Genomic DNA, 13,300 nt, shown 5'->3' with positions numbered 1-13,300 from the left:
GTTCCGGCGCGGAGGTTCTGCGCCGGAAGGCGGGAACATGAGCTGGCTGGTCACCGGGGGAGCGGGATACATCGGGGCGCACGTGGTGCGCGCCTTCGAAGCCCGGGGCATCGGGGCCGTCGTGCTCGACGACCTCTCCTCGGGCCGCCACGAGTTCATCCCGGAGGGCACCCCGTTCGTGCACGGGAGCATCCTCGACGGCGGTGCCGTCGAACGCGCGATCGACCGGTACGACGTGCAGGGCGTCGTGCATCTGGCCGGTTTCAAGTACGCCGGGGTCTCCGTCGATCGCCCGCTGCACACGTATCAGCAGAACGTTACCGGCACCGCGACGCTGCTCGCCGCCATGGAGTCGAAGGGCGTCGACCGCATCGTCTTCTCGTCGAGCGCGGCCGTCTACGGCACCCCCGACGTCGACCTCGTGACCGAGTCGACGCAGAAACAGCCGCAATCGCCCTACGGCGAGTCGAAGCTCATCGGCGAGTGGCTGCTCGCCGACCAGGCCCGCGCGCGCGGCCTCGCTCACACGAGCCTGCGCTATTTCAACGTCGTCGGCTCCGGAGCTGCCGAGGTGTTCGATGTGAGCCCGCACAACCTCTTCCCGCTCGTCTTCGACGCGCTGCTCGACGGCCGCACGCCGCGCATCAACGGCGACGACTACCCGACGCCCGACGGCACCTGCGTGCGCGACTACATCCACGTCGCCGACCTCGCCGAGGCGCACGTCGTCGCCGCGCGCCGACTCGACGCGGGCGAGCCGCTCGAGCCCGTCTACAATCTCGGCTCCGGCGACGGGGTCTCTGTGGGCGAGATCATGCGGGCCGTCGCCGCGGTGACGGGCATCGACTTCGCGCCCGAGGTGGCGCCGCGCCGCGCGGGCGACCCGGCTCGCATCGTCGCCTCCGGCGATCTCGCCGCCCGCGACCTCGACTGGCGCATGCGCCACACGCTCGCCGAGATGGTCGAGAGCGCCTGGCAGGCGCGCCGCGCGGCATCCCATTCATAACGTCTGCTCAACTCCCGGCGTGTCGAGACGGCGATCAAGCCTCCATGGGCGCTTGAGGGTTTACGATCTGCGACTTGACTCTCGCGAACTACACCGGTGTAATTGGTCGTGACACACCCTCTGGGTGGTCGGTACAACTGGGTGGGAGACGATATGGGCAATCCTGAATATCGTTCTGGAGTACCTGACGATTGGTTCGTCGATCCGGTGAGACTGGGCGTTCCGGGGGTTCGTTCGGTCACAGACGATGACAATCCGTTGGCATGGCAGAGCGACGCGCTGTGTGCGCAGACCGATCCTGAGGCGTTCTTCCCTGAAAAGGGCGGATCGACGAGGGACGCGAAGAAGATCTGCACCGGATGCGAGGTACGCAGCCAGTGCCTCGAGTACGCGCTCGGCAACGACGAGCGTTTCGGCATCTGGGGCGGGCTCTCCGAGCGAGAGCGCCGCAAGCTCCGGAAGCGAGCGGTCTGAGCCGTTCGGTCCGCGCGCCCCGATGGCGCGCGGACCGCGGCCGCCCGGCGTCGCCGCCGCCGAGGCTCGCGTCGCGAATCGGTTTTCGAGGCACGCCCGGTGCGATGACGGACGGCGCGGGGTGTGCCGCTTAGGCTGACCCCGATGTTCCCCAGAGTCACCGCCGTCCTCGTCGCACATCACGGTGGCGACCACCTCAAGCGCACCCTCGACGCGATTCGAGCCCAGCGTCGCACCCCCGATGCGCTCGTCGTCGTGCTCACCGAGGCCGACGCCGAGGCACGTGAGCTCGCGGCGGCGGCGTCGCCGACCCACGTCGTCGAGCTCTCCCAGCGACTCTCGTTCGGCGAGGCCGTGCGTGCCGCGGAGCGGGTGCTCGATGCGCCGACCTCCGACCGCGATGCGCTCTGGCTGCTCGCCGAGGACACCGCACCCGCCCCCGAGGCGCTCGAGCGGCTCGTCGCGACGCTCGAGACGGCGAAGTCCGTCGCGATCGCCGGACCGAAGCTCCGCGAGTGGGACGACTCCGACCGCATCGCCACCTTCGGTCGCACGATCACGCGATTCGGGCGAAGCGAGGCACTCGTCGCCGACGAACTCGACCAGGGGCAGCACGACGGCCTGAGCGATGTGCTCGGCCTCGACCCGGCGGCGATCCTCGTGCGGCACACGGTCTGGCGCTCGCTCGACGGATTCGATCCGGCGCTGCCGACCGTCGACGACGCCCTCGACTTCTCGATCCGCGCTCGCCTCGCCGGGCACCGGGTCTCGGTGGTGCCCGACGCGATCGTGCTGTTCGCCGGCGACGGCGTCGCAGGGCCGCCCGCCGACCCGCGCGCCCGCGCGAGCCGACGGCGCACCCGCGCCGCTCGTGCGGCAGCGCTCCATCGCCGTTTGGTGTACGCCCCCGCGGCCGCCGTGCCGTTGCACTGGCTCCTCTTCCTGCCGCTCGCGATCATCCGCTCGATCAGGTTGCTGCTCGTGAAGTCGCCGGGCGCGATCCCGGGGGAGTTCTCGGCGGCGCTCGGCACGATGTTCTCGGGCATGCGCGTGGCGCGGGCGCGGCGGAGGCTCAAGTCCGCGCGCACCGTCGGCTGGTCGGCGATCGCTCCGTTGCGGATGCAGCCCGACGAGGTGCGTCGGCGTCGCCAGCACGCGGCTGAGGCGCGGCGCACACGGGCCCGCGGCCGCAAGCACGAGCTGCAGTTCCTCGGCACGGGCGGCGGCTGGGTGCTGCTCGCGTCGGTCGCGGCATCCGTCGCCCTCTTCACCTGGTTGCTCGGCGCGCGGGGGATCAGCGGCGGCGGCATCCTCCCGCTGTCGAGCGGGGTCGCCGAACTGTGGCGCAATGCCGCCTACGGGTGGCGTGACATCGGCACCGGTTTCGTCGGCGCCGCCGACCCCTTCGCGGCCGCGCTCGCCGTGCTCGGATCGATCGCGTTCTGGGCGCCGTCGTTCGGGCTCGTGCTGCTGTGGCTCCTGGCGGTGCCCGTCGCGACGCTCGGCGGCTGGTTCGCGGCGTCGCGTCTGACCGAGCGCGGTTCGGTGCGAGCCGTCGCCGCGCTCGTCTGGGGTCTCGCCCCGCCACTGCTCGTCGCGCTCGCCGACGGCCGGCCGGGCGCCGTGCTCGCGCACGTGCTCCTCGGCTGGCTCGCCTTCGCCGTCTTCGGTGCGGCGACGTCGTGGGCGGCGGCAGCGACCGCCTCGCTGCTGTTCGCCGCGGTGATCGCCGCGGCACCGAGCCTCGCCCCGGCGCTGGTCGTGGCCTGGCTCGTCGGAATCGCCGTGAGCGGACGTGCGGCGGTGCGCCTGGCCGGGCTGCCGTTGCCGGCGCTCGTGCTCGCCGGTCCGCTCGTGCTCGAACAGATCGGGCGCGCGAACCCGTTCGGACTGCTCGCCGACCCCGGCCTGCCGCTCCAGAGCACGTCGCCGTCGGTGTGGCAGCTGGCGCTCGGCTTCCCCGGAGCGCCCTGGGGCGGTTGGGGCGAGTTCCTCGGCGACGCCGTCTCCCTCGACCCGAAGCTGCTTCTCACCCTCCTCGTGCTGCCACTGCTCGTCGCCGCCCTCGCGGCCGTGCTCGCGCCGGGCATCCGTGCCGCGCTGCTCGGCCTCGGCATCGCCCTGCTCGGCTTCGCGACCGCCGTGGCCGCGGCGCACGTGGCCGTCGCGGTCGCCGGTCCGGAGGCCGTGCTGCTCTGGACCGGCGCCGGACTGAGCCTCGCCTGGCTCGGCCTCGTCCTCGCGGCCGTCGTCGCGCTCAGCGCAGTGCGCCGCGGCGGCGCGGTGCTCGCGTGGGTGGTCGCCGTCGGAGTGATCGCCGCGGTGCTGCCGACGGGCCTCGGCATCGCCACCGCGTCGACCGCGATCGCGCCCGCGGCCGAGCGCACGCTGCCCGCATTCGTCGGCGCCGAGGCCGACAGCGACCCGCGTGTCACGACGTTGCGCATCCAGCCCGAAGACGACGGCAGCATCAGGGCGACGCTCGAACGCGGCGCTGGTGCCACGCTCGACGAGCAGTCGACCCTCGAGCAGACCCGTGAGGGGATGAGCGAGGCGGAGGAGGAACTGGCCGAGATCGCCGGCAACCTCGCCTCTCGCAGCGGGTTCGACCCGGACGCCGCGATCCGCGAGTTCGGCGTCTCGTTCGTGCTGCTCACCGCACCGACCGGCGACGACCGGGAGGCGGAGGCGACCGCTGCGAGGGCGCGCACGGCACTCGACGGAAATGCCGCGCTCGTGGCCGTCGGCGAGACCGACTTCGGCACGCTCTGGCGGTTCGGTGCCGCCGAACCGGATGCCCCGGCCGCACAGATCCCGGCGGGTGCCGGCGGCGTGCTCACGGGAATCATCACCGCGGTGCAGATCATCCTGATCGGCGCGACCCTGCTGCTCTCGATCCCGACCGGTGCCGGTCGCGAGGCCGACCGGCGGCCGGTGCGGCGGCGCCCGGCGAAGTCGCGGAAGTCGCGAGGGACGCGCACGCCGCGTCGGGCGACTCCGGTCGACGGCGATGCCGGCCCCGAAGCAGCCGAAGCGGTATCGGACGGTGCCGACGTGACTGAGCCCGATGAGACTGGCGCCGATGCGATCGAGACCGATGCGACCGAACGCCGCCCGATCGAGCCCGAACCGACCGAACGCCGCCCGATCGAGCCCGAGCCGATCGAGCCCGAGCCGATCGAGCCCGACGCCGCCGGACCGACGGAGCCGAAGGGAGACGACGATGCCCGCTAGCCGCACCATCGCACGAATCGGCGGCCGCGCTGCCGGATTCCTCGTGGCGGCGGGCGTCGCCGCCGCCGCCCTCAGCGCGGCAGCCCTCGTGCCGTGGCCCGAGCACCGGGTGACGCCGCCGTCGCTCGTCGTGCAGCCGGCCGAGAGCCTGCAGCAGCGCGTCTGCCCTGGCCCGCTGCTCACCCTCGCCGATGACGCCGCCGCCGCGACCACGGCATCGTCGATCGGTTCCGCCGATCTCGTCGCGGGTGCCGACCCCGACGACGCCGAGATCATCGAGACGCCGCTCGCCGCGCCGGGCAACCCGCAGGCCGATCGAGACGGCACCCCGGTGGTGATCGCGGTCGAGCCGGGGTCCGTCGATGCCGGCATGTTCGCCGGGGCGCAGTCGCAGTCGGCGGCCACGGAGACGATCGCCGGGTTCGTCGCGACCGCGTGCGCGGAGGCGAGCGCCGAGTCGTGGCTCGTGGCCGGCGCGACGACGCTCGGTCGCACGAGTCTCGTGTCGCTGTCGAACCCCACCGACGTCGCCGCCACCGTCGACGTGCGCGTGATCGGGGAGACCGGCGCGATCGACGCCGGCTCCGCGCTCGGCATCATCGTTCCCGCCCGCACCCAGCGCACGGTGTCCCTCGCGGGGCTCGCTCCGAACCTGACGTCCCCGGTGGTGCACATCACGAGCACGGGCGGCATGATCGCGGCGGCACTCGAACAGTACGCCGTCGACGGCCTGTCGCCGGCCGGGGTCGAGTTCACGGGCGTCGCCGCGATGCCTGCGACCCGTCAGGTCATTCCGGGCTTCGTCGTCGCCGAATCGGGTGGCGTCGACCCTGCCGAGGACCATGCCGATGGCGACGCGTTCCCCGCTCTGCGCGTGCTCGCCACCGGCGACGAGCCGGTCGACGTGTCGGTCGGGCTCGTGCCCGAATCGGGTGCCGGCGGTTCGACGATCGAGGTGACGTTGCAGCCCGGTCGGGCGACCGACGTACCGCTCGGCGTGCTCGAAGCGGGCTCGTACACCGTGCGGCTCGAGGCCGACGGACCCATCGTCGCCGCGGCGCGTGCGACCACCGGCAGTGCAGCGGGCGAGCCGGCGCCGGGCGAGACGGATGCCGCGGCATCCGTCGATCTCGCCTGGACCGTCTCGACCGCACCGCTGCTCGACGAGGCGGTCGTCGCGGTGCCCGAGGGGCCGTCGCCGGTGCTGCACCTCGCCAACGAAGGCGGGGATGTCGCCGAGGTGCTGCTCGCGATCGACGGCGAGAGCCGAGCCGTCACGATCGAGGCGGGCTCAGCGGCATCCGTCGATGTCCCCGCCGGCGCGATCGTGACGCTCTCCGGTGTCGCCGGGGTGCACGCATCGGTGTCGTTCTCGGGCGCGGGGGAGCTGGCATCGTTCGGCGTGCAGCCGCCCGGACCGCTCGACGCGCCCATTCGGGTGTTCCCGAGGTAGCGCGAGCCGTCGCGGAGTCGGGAGCAGGTGCGCCCGTCGCGACTCAGAGGTGCCGGTAGCGTCCTGGCGCGAGTTCCCAGGGGTCTTTGCCGAGCAGATCGGCGATCGCCCGGAAGACGCAGCTCTCGATGAGGAGCTTCTCTTCACGTTCCTCGCCCTCCTGCAGGCGGAGGAAGCGCACGATCGGCAGACGGTAGAACACGATGCGGCGCTCGTCGTGGAAGACCTTCCATCGATCGACGTGGTCGTCGTGGATCGCCTCGGCCGGTCCCTGCGCGACCTCGAAGACGACGCCGTCGAGTTCTGGCCAGAGACCGCGCAGGTATGCCGCGGTGGTGCCGACGATGAGCTCAAACTCGTCGAGCCGGTTGTGCAGCATCGGCAGGTGCGGGCCGGTGACGGCGGAGCGGAGCCCTCGACCGTGACGATCTCGCGCGAGTCGCCGGGGCGAGCGGGGCTCGGACGCGACACGACGGGATCTCGGCATACCCTCCATCGTAATGTCCGCGACGCTCGCTAATCTGGTGGAGCCATGAGACGTTGTTCGCGCACCGCATGCGCCGCCGAGGCGGTCGCGACGCTGACGTTCGACTATGCGGATTCCATGGCCGTGCTCGGCCCGCTCGCCCTCACCCGTGAGCCGCACGGCTACGACCTCTGCGCCCGCCACGCCGAGCGCACCTCGGCGCCGGTCGGCTGGCAGGTCGTGAGGCACGTCGGACTCGGTGGGGTAGGTTTCAAGGCATGACTCCCGCTCCATCATCCGGCGCTCGAGCGCGCCTCGACGAGATCGTGAAGGCCTACGACGTCCGCGGAATCGTCGGCGAAGGGCTCACCGCCGAGACCGTCGAGGCGCTCGCCGCGGCATTCGTCGACGAGGTCGGCGCCGGGGGCGGGCGTGTCGTCGTCGGCCACGACATGCGCGACTCGTCGCCCGGCTTCGCCGAGGCGTTCGCCCGGGGCGCCGTCGCGCGCGGTGCCGACGTCGTCTCGATCGGGCTCTGCTCGACCGATGAGAGCTACTTCGCCTCGGGCTCGCTGAACGCGCCGGCCGCGATGTTCACGGCGAGCCACAACCCCGCCGCCTACAACGGCATCAAGTTCTCCCGTGCGGGCGCCCAGGGCATCTCGCTCGACACGGGCCTCGCCGCGATCCGCGACCGCGCCGTCGACTTCCTCGAGCAGGGCATCTCCTCGGTCGAGGCGACCGGCTCGGTCACGAACGCCGACGTGCTCGCCGACTACGCGGCCTACCTGCGCTCGCTCGTCGACCTCAGCGGCATCCGGCCGCTGAAGATCGTGGTCGACGCAGGCAACGGCATGGGCGGGCTCACCGTGCCGGCCGTGCTCGGCACGGCCGCAGGGCTCCCCGAGCTGCCGCTCGAGATCGTGCCGCTCTACTTCGAGCTCGACGGCACCTTCCCGAACCACGAGGCGAACCCGCTGGAGCCCGCCAACCTCGTCGACCTGCAGCGGGCCGTCGTCGAGCACGGTGCCGATCTCGGGCTCGCCTTCGACGGCGATGCCGACCGGTGCTTCGTGGTCGACGAGCAGGGCGGCGCCGTGAACCCGTCGGCCGTCGCGGCGATCGTCGCCGTCCGCGAGATCGCGCGCGTGCGCGCCGCGGGAGAGACCGATGTCGCGGTCCTCCACAACCTCATCACCTCGCGGTTCGTTCCCGAGGCGATCGAAGAGGCCGGGGCGACGCCCGTGCGCACCAGGGTCGGCCATTCGCTCATCAAAGACGAGATGAGGGCGACCGGTGCCGTCTTCGGCGGCGAGCACTCGGCGCACTACTACTTCCGCGACTTCTGGGGCGCCGACAACGGCATGCTCGCGGCCATGCACGTGCTCGCCGAGTTCGGCGCGCAACAGGCGCCGCTCTCCGAGATGTCGACCCGCTTCACGCCCTACTCGCTGTCGGGCGAGATCAACTCGGTCGTCGACGACGTACCCGCCGCCTACACGCGCATCGTCGAGGCGTTCACCGACCGGGCCGAGTTCGACGAACTCGACGGCCTCACCGTCACAGGCGTGACGAGCGGCGATGAGGCGTTCTGGTGGTTCAACGTGCGGCCCTCGAACACCGAGCCGCTGTTGCGCCTGAACGCCGAGGGCGGGGATGCCCCGACGATGGCGGCGATTCGCGACGAGGTGCTCGCGCTCATCCGCGCGTGAGCCCGCGCCGCGCGGAGCGACGCCCGAGCTCACGAAAGGCGGCAGCCGTAGCGCTCGAGGCGCGCTAGCGCCGCGACGCGTGCTCGGCAGGCTCGAGAACGGGACGCTTGCCCGCAACCATCCTCGGTGCCTGCGAGAATGGGCTCATGACGACGCTGCCCGCGACCACCGCCCTCCCGTACAAGGTCGCCGACCTCTCCCTCGCCGAGGCGGGCCGGCACCAGCTGCGCCTCGCCGAGCACGAGATGCCGGGCCTCATGGCGCTCCGCGCCGAATTCGGCGCGTCGAAGCCGCTCGCGGGCGCCCGCATCGCCGGCAGTCTGCACATGACGGTGCAGACCGCGGTGCTCATCGAGACCCTCGTCGCCCTCGGCGCGCAGGTGCGCTGGGCGAGCTGCAACATCTTCTCCACGCAAGACGAGGCCGCCGCGGCGGTCGTGGTCGGCCCTGGCGGCACCGTCGAGGCTCCGGCCGGCGTGCCGGTGTACGCGTGGAAGGGCGAGTCGCTCGAGGAGTACTGGTGGTGCACCGACCGCATCTTCGACTGGGCGGCGGAGGCCGAGGCATCCGGTGCCGACTGGATCGGCCCCAACCTGATCCTCGACGACGGCGGCGACGCCACCCTGCTCGTGCACCGCGGTCGCGAGTTCGAGGCGGCGGGCGTCGTGCCGGAGGCGACGGATGACGCGAGCCACGAGTACCGCGTCGTGCTCGACACGCTTCGCGGCAGTCTCGAGCTGAGCCCCGACCGGTGGACCCGCGTCGCCGCGGAGCTGAAGGGCGTCACCGAAGAGACCACGACCGGTGTGCACCGCCTCTACGAGCTGCACGCCCAAGGCGGGCTGCTCTTCCCGGCGATCAACGTCAACGACTCGGTCACGAAGTCGAAGTTCGACAACAAGTACGGCATCCGGCACTCGCTGCCCGACGGGCTCAATCGTGCGACCGACGTGCTCATGGGCGGCAAGGTCGCCTTCGTCGTCGGCTACGGCGATGTCGGCAAGGGTGCCGCCGAGGCGCTCCGCGGGCAGGGTGCGCGGGTCATCGTCTCGGAGGTCGACCCGATCTGCGCACTGCAGGCGGCGATGGACGGCTACCAGGTCGCGCGTCTCGACGACCTCGTCGGCGAGGTCGACATCTTCGTCACCTGCACCGGCAACAAGGATGTCGTGCGCGTCGAGCACATGCTCGGCATGAAGCACCAGGCCATCGTCGCGAACGTCGGGCACTTCGACAACGAGATCGACATGGCCGGCCTCGAGTCCCTCGCGGGCGCCGAGCGCGTCGAGATCAAGCCGCAGGTGCACGAGTGGCGGCTGCCGACCGGTCGCTCGATCCTCGTGCTCTCCGAGGGGCGTCTCATGAACCTCGGCAACGCCACGGGGCATCCCTCGTTCGTCATGTCGAACTCGTTCACCAATCAGGTGCTCGCCCAGATCGAGCTCTGGACCCGCCCCGAGCAGTACCCCGTGGGCGTCTACGTGCTGCCGAAGCGTCTCGACGAGAAGGTGGCGCGACTGCACCTCGACGCGCTCGGGGTGGCGCTCACCGAGCTCACGCCCGAGCAGGCCGCCTACATCGGCGTGCCCGTCGAGGGCCCGTACAAGGTCGACCACTACCGCTACTGATGCGGTGACGGATGTCGCGGGGCCCGCGGCATCCGTCGAGCGGCCGGTCGACGAGGCGAGCGGGTCGGGTCAGCGCTCGGGGAACCCGGGCGGGGTCGCCGTGAGCACGGGCGCGAGCGACGCCATGCGCGCGTCGACGAGCGCGAGCGCCACGGCGTCACGCTCGCGCCGCAGGGCGGCGACGCCGGCGAGGAAGCGCTCGGGCGCGGCATCGGGCAGCGGCGAGACGAACGGTGCGACCTCGGCGACGAGGGATGCCGCGACGCGGGCGCGGCTCTCGGGCACGAGATGCTCGACGTTGGCGAAGAACGCCGCGACCCGACGAGCGAGCGGGTCGGGCAGGCGCCCCACATCTGCGATGGCCGCCCAGCCGACGAGCTCCGCGGGCACGCCGAACGCCGTGGAGGGCAGTCTCGGCACCCGCTCGACCTGCGCGTGCGTGCCGGCGAGCAGGTCGCCGAGGCGTTTCGACGAGGGATTCAGGAAGCCGACGAGCACGGCCAGACCGCCGAACGTCAGGTAGATCTCGACGACGCCGGTGAGTGCGCGGATGAAGGCGTGCCGGAATCCGATCGCCCCGCCGTCGTCTCGCACGACCCGGAGGCCCAGGGCGAGCTTGCCGAGGGAACGCCCGTGCGACGCGGTCTCGACGGCGGTCGGCACGATGACGATGCAGGTCACGATGCCGGCCGTCATGATGGCCTGAAACCCGGTCTGGTCGATGCCGAGCCCCGCGAGCGCCAGCAGCAGGCCGAGAATGAGGGCCACCGAGACGAGCACGTCGATGGCCGCGCCGCCGGCCCGGATGAGGGCGCTGGCGGGTCGGATGTCGAGCGCCACAGCCTCACCGGTGAGCACGCCTTCGTCGTCGAATCGGGCGACTCGCTGCGCGACGGCGGGGGCTTCGGCCATGGGTAGTATTCAAGCAGATGGACCTCGATGCGCTCGCCTCCGCCCGTCACGACGACTGGCAACGGCTCGACGCGCTCGCACGTCGGAGACGACTCGACGGCGCCGAAGCCGATGAGCTCATCGAGCGGTATCAGAGCGCGGCATCCGACCTCTCCCTCGCGCAGGCGACGGCCGGGTCATCGGCCCTCGGCGATCGGCTCTCGGTCTCGCTCGCCCGCGCGCGCCTGGCCTTCACGGGCGCACCCGAGAATCCGCTGCGCCAGTTCACCCGCTTCGCCCTGGTGAGCCTGCCGGCGGCGCTCTACCGCTTGCGGTGGCTGACCCTCGCGGTCGCCGCCGTGACGTTCGCCGTCGCCGCACTCTACGCGTGGTGGATCGGTGCGGACCCCCGCGTGCTGGCGTCGCTCGGCAGCGAGGAGGAACTGCGCCGAATCGCCGAGGAGGGCTTCGTCGCCTACTACTCGGAGAATCCGGCCGCCTCGTTCGCCGGCGCGGTGTGGACGAACAACGCCTGGATCGCCGCGCAGTGCGTCGCCTTCGGCGTGCTCGGGGTCTGGGTTCCGTGGGTGGTGCTCCAGAACGCGCAGAACCTCGGCATCACTGCGGCCATCATGTTCGCCTACGACGAGGCCGACACCTTCTTCCTCTACATCGCGCCGCACGGACTTCTCGAGCTCACGTGCGTCTTCGTCGCCGCAGCCGCCGGACTCCGCATCTTCTGGTCGTGGGTCTCGCCCGGCCCCCGGCCACGCGGCGTCGCACTCGCCGAAGACGCGCGGGCGCTCTTCAGCGTCGCGATCGGGCTCGTCTTCTTCCTCTTCGTCTCGGGCATCATCGAGGGATTCGTGACTCCGGCCCCGTGGCCGTGGGCCGTGAAGATCGGCATCGGCGTGGCAGCGCTCGGCGGGTTCCTCGCCTACATGCTCGTTCTCGGCCGCCGTGCCCGGCTCGCCGGCGAGACTGGCGACCTTCTCGAGTTCGACGCGGGCGCGCGGCGCATCGTCGCGGGCTGAGCGTCGCGGGCTGAGCGTCGCTTGCAGCCGTCGCGGCCTCCGCCCGTCGAGCTCAGAGCCGGCCCGACGCCTTCAGCTCGAGATAGAGGTCGGCGAGCGCCGGCGGCAGCTCGTGCGGCGCTCCCGTCACCGTGAGGGCGCCGAGCCGCCGAACCGCCGCGCCGACGCGCTCGCCGTCGAGCAGCCCGCGTTCGGCGGCGGCAGCGGCGTAGACCTGCTCGAGATCGTCACGGGTGCGCGCCGCGTCGATGAGCGCCGGGTCGGCGACGGATGCCACGACCACCGTGTGCCGTGCGGTCAGCTGCGGCAGCACCGAGAGCAGGCCCCGGGAGCTGCCCGGCGAGTCCGCAGAGGTGAGCAGCACCACGAGCGCGTGCCGGCTCGTGATGCGCCGCACCTGCGCGGGGATCGCCGCCCAGTCGGCCTCGATTAGCTCGGCGTCGATGCCGGCCATCGACTCGACCATGCGGGCGAGGAGTTCTGGGCCGCTCGCTCCGTGCACGCGCCCACGGAGGCGCCGGTCCCAGGCGATGAAGTCGACCCGGTCGCCGGCATGGGAGGCGAGCGCGGCGAGCAGCAGCGAGGCCTCGAAGGCCGTGTCGAGGCGCGGCTCGTCGGCGATCCTGGCGGCGGCGGTGCGTGACGTGTCGGTGACGATCACGATGCGCCGGTCGCGCTCCGGCCGCCAGGTGCGCACCATGAGCCGCATGCCGCCGGGAACCTCGGGATCGGCGTGCCGGGCGGTCGCCCGCCAGTCGATCGAGCGCACGTCGTCGCCTCGCACGTATTCCCGGATGGAGTCGAACTCGGTGCCCTGCCCGCGGATGAGCAGCGGCGTGCGTCCGTCGAGCTCGCGCAGGCGGGTGAGTCGTGACGGCAGGTGCACCCGCGAGTGGAAGGGCGGCAGCACGCGCACGCGGCCGGGAGCGGCGAGTGTCGCCTGTCGCGCCCAGAGCCCGAGCGGCCCGGCCGACCGGATCGTGACCTGGTCGGTGCGCCGATCGCCGCGTCGCCACGGCGTCAGCCGGAGCGAGATGCGCCGCCGTTCGGCCGGCGGTATCCGCAGCCGGGTGCGGTTCGCGCCGAGCACCCCGGCCGACGGTTCCCAGCCGTCGCGCACGGTGGCGCGAAGCATCCTCGACCCGAGGTTCTCGATGCTGAGCACGGCCGTGACCGACTCGCCGAGCCGCACCCGGTCGGGGAGCTCACGGCGCACCGCCACCCGCCGGGGCGACGCCGCGAGCGACAGGTCGAGCACGCCGGCGCCGATGACGAGCACGAGCCAGCCGAGCAGCGCGAGCCACGCCTCGGCCGCACCGGAGCCGCCCGCCATGACGACGGGCACGATGCCGAGCGCGACGAGGAGCGCGAACCGACCGGTCAGTGCCATTTCAGAATCCGA

At 72.2% G+C, this 13,300-nt stretch carries 11 protein-coding genes; 8 read left to right on the top strand and 3 right to left on the bottom strand.

Annotated elements, in window-relative coordinates; translation table 11 throughout:
* The first annotated feature begins 37 nt into the window (after nt 1-37).
* From galE to DCE93_RS14430, 4 genes are all read left to right on the top strand, one after another.
* The gene (gene galE / locus DCE93_RS09630) at nt 38-1,006 is read left to right on the top strand and encodes a UDP-glucose 4-epimerase GalE (protein ID WP_108595694.1); all 969 of its coding nucleotides are present in this window, start codon (nt 38-40) and stop codon (nt 1,004-1,006) included.
* 153 nt (nt 1,007-1,159) lie between these two features.
* Nucleotides 1,160-1,480, top strand: coding sequence for a WhiB family transcriptional regulator (locus DCE93_RS09625; RefSeq protein ID WP_108595693.1), 321 nt, complete (start codon nt 1,160-1,162; stop codon nt 1,478-1,480).
* Nucleotides 1,481-1,624: 144 nt separating this feature from the next.
* Entirely contained in the window at nt 1,625-4,714 is a 3,090-nt protein-coding gene (locus tag DCE93_RS09620; protein WP_108595692.1) for a glycosyltransferase family 2 protein, read from the top strand.
* On the top strand, nt 4,704-6,167 hold the full coding sequence (locus DCE93_RS14430; RefSeq protein WP_146184974.1) for a DUF5719 family protein: 1,464 nt from the start codon (nt 4,704-4,706) through the stop codon (nt 6,165-6,167). Before DCE93_RS09620 ends, DCE93_RS14430 begins: the two co-directional genes overlap by 11 nt.
* Before the next feature lie 43 nt (nt 6,168-6,210).
* Here DCE93_RS14430 and DCE93_RS09615 read toward each other — a convergent pair whose 3' ends face one another.
* Nucleotides 6,211-6,654 carry a hypothetical protein gene (locus DCE93_RS09615; RefSeq protein WP_108595691.1) on the bottom strand — a complete coding sequence of 148 codons (444 nt, stop codon included), beginning with the start codon at nt 6,652-6,654 and terminating at the stop codon, nt 6,211-6,213.
* A 45-nt stretch (nt 6,655-6,699) separates the two neighbouring features.
* On the opposite strand from DCE93_RS09615, the gene DCE93_RS09610 reads away from it, so the two are divergent.
* The 3 genes from DCE93_RS09610 (at nt 6,700) to ahcY (ending at nt 9,973) form a co-directional block, all read left to right on the top strand.
* Nucleotides 6,700-6,915 carry a DUF3499 family protein gene (locus tag DCE93_RS09610; protein WP_108595690.1) on the top strand — a complete coding sequence of 72 codons (216 nt, stop codon included), beginning with the start codon at nt 6,700-6,702 and terminating at the stop codon, nt 6,913-6,915.
* Nucleotides 6,912-8,345 carry a phosphomannomutase/phosphoglucomutase gene (locus DCE93_RS09605; protein ID WP_108595689.1) on the top strand — a complete coding sequence of 478 codons (1,434 nt, stop codon included), beginning with the start codon at nt 6,912-6,914 and terminating at the stop codon, nt 8,343-8,345. Before DCE93_RS09610 ends, DCE93_RS09605 begins: the two co-directional genes overlap by 4 nt.
* A gap of 146 nt (nt 8,346-8,491) precedes the next feature.
* Complete coding sequence (ahcY, locus tag DCE93_RS09600) at nt 8,492-9,973, top strand: adenosylhomocysteinase (protein WP_108595688.1); 1,482 nt, start codon at nt 8,492-8,494, stop codon at nt 9,971-9,973.
* 69 nt (nt 9,974-10,042) lie between these two features.
* Here the strand turns inward: ahcY and DCE93_RS09595 are convergent, their stop codons facing one another.
* Complete coding sequence (locus tag DCE93_RS09595) at nt 10,043-10,885, bottom strand: RDD family protein (protein ID WP_108595687.1); 843 nt, start codon at nt 10,883-10,885, stop codon at nt 10,043-10,045.
* A 17-nt stretch (nt 10,886-10,902) separates the two neighbouring features.
* Between DCE93_RS09595 and DCE93_RS09590 the strand changes: the two genes are divergently transcribed.
* Complete coding sequence (locus tag DCE93_RS09590) at nt 10,903-11,898, top strand: stage II sporulation protein M (protein ID WP_108595686.1); 996 nt, start codon at nt 10,903-10,905, stop codon at nt 11,896-11,898.
* A 52-nt stretch (nt 11,899-11,950) separates the two neighbouring features.
* Here DCE93_RS09590 and DCE93_RS09585 read toward each other — a convergent pair whose 3' ends face one another.
* On the bottom strand, nt 11,951-13,288 hold the full coding sequence (locus tag DCE93_RS09585; protein WP_108595685.1) for a DUF58 domain-containing protein: 1,338 nt from the start codon (nt 13,286-13,288) through the stop codon (nt 11,951-11,953).
* Nucleotides 13,289-13,300: the final 12 nt, after the last annotated feature.

Source organism: Agromyces badenianii (assembly GCF_003070885.1).
GTDB lineage: Bacteria > Actinomycetota > Actinomycetes > Actinomycetales > Microbacteriaceae > Agromyces > Agromyces badenianii.
The sequence above is the reverse complement of the archived record's forward strand: the minus strand, read 5'-3'. Positions and strand labels throughout refer to the sequence as shown.

Coding starts and splice junctions, on each gene's coding strand:
- DCE93_RS09605 (WP_108595689.1), top strand. CDS start 6,912: ATGACTCCCGCTCCATCATCCGGCGCTCGAGCGCGCCTCGACGAGATC.
- galE (WP_108595694.1), top strand. CDS start 38: ATGAGCTGGCTGGTCACCGGGGGAGCGGGATACATCGGGGCGCACGTG.
- DCE93_RS09620 (WP_108595692.1), top strand. CDS start 1,625: ATGTTCCCCAGAGTCACCGCCGTCCTCGTCGCACATCACGGTGGCGAC.
- ahcY (WP_108595688.1), top strand. CDS start 8,492: ATGACGACGCTGCCCGCGACCACCGCCCTCCCGTACAAGGTCGCCGAC.
- DCE93_RS09595 (WP_108595687.1), bottom strand. CDS start 10,885: ATGGCCGAAGCCCCCGCCGTCGCGCAGCGAGTCGCCCGATTCGACGAC.
- DCE93_RS14430 (WP_146184974.1), top strand. CDS start 4,704: ATGCCCGCTAGCCGCACCATCGCACGAATCGGCGGCCGCGCTGCCGGA.
- DCE93_RS09585 (WP_108595685.1), bottom strand. CDS start 13,288: ATGGCACTGACCGGTCGGTTCGCGCTCCTCGTCGCGCTCGGCATCGTG.
- DCE93_RS09590 (WP_108595686.1), top strand. CDS start 10,903: ATGGACCTCGATGCGCTCGCCTCCGCCCGTCACGACGACTGGCAACGG.
- DCE93_RS09610 (WP_108595690.1), top strand. CDS start 6,700: ATGAGACGTTGTTCGCGCACCGCATGCGCCGCCGAGGCGGTCGCGACG.
- DCE93_RS09625 (WP_108595693.1), top strand. CDS start 1,160: ATGGGCAATCCTGAATATCGTTCTGGAGTACCTGACGATTGGTTCGTC.
- DCE93_RS09615 (WP_108595691.1), bottom strand. CDS start 6,654: ATGCCGAGATCCCGTCGTGTCGCGTCCGAGCCCCGCTCGCCCCGGCGA.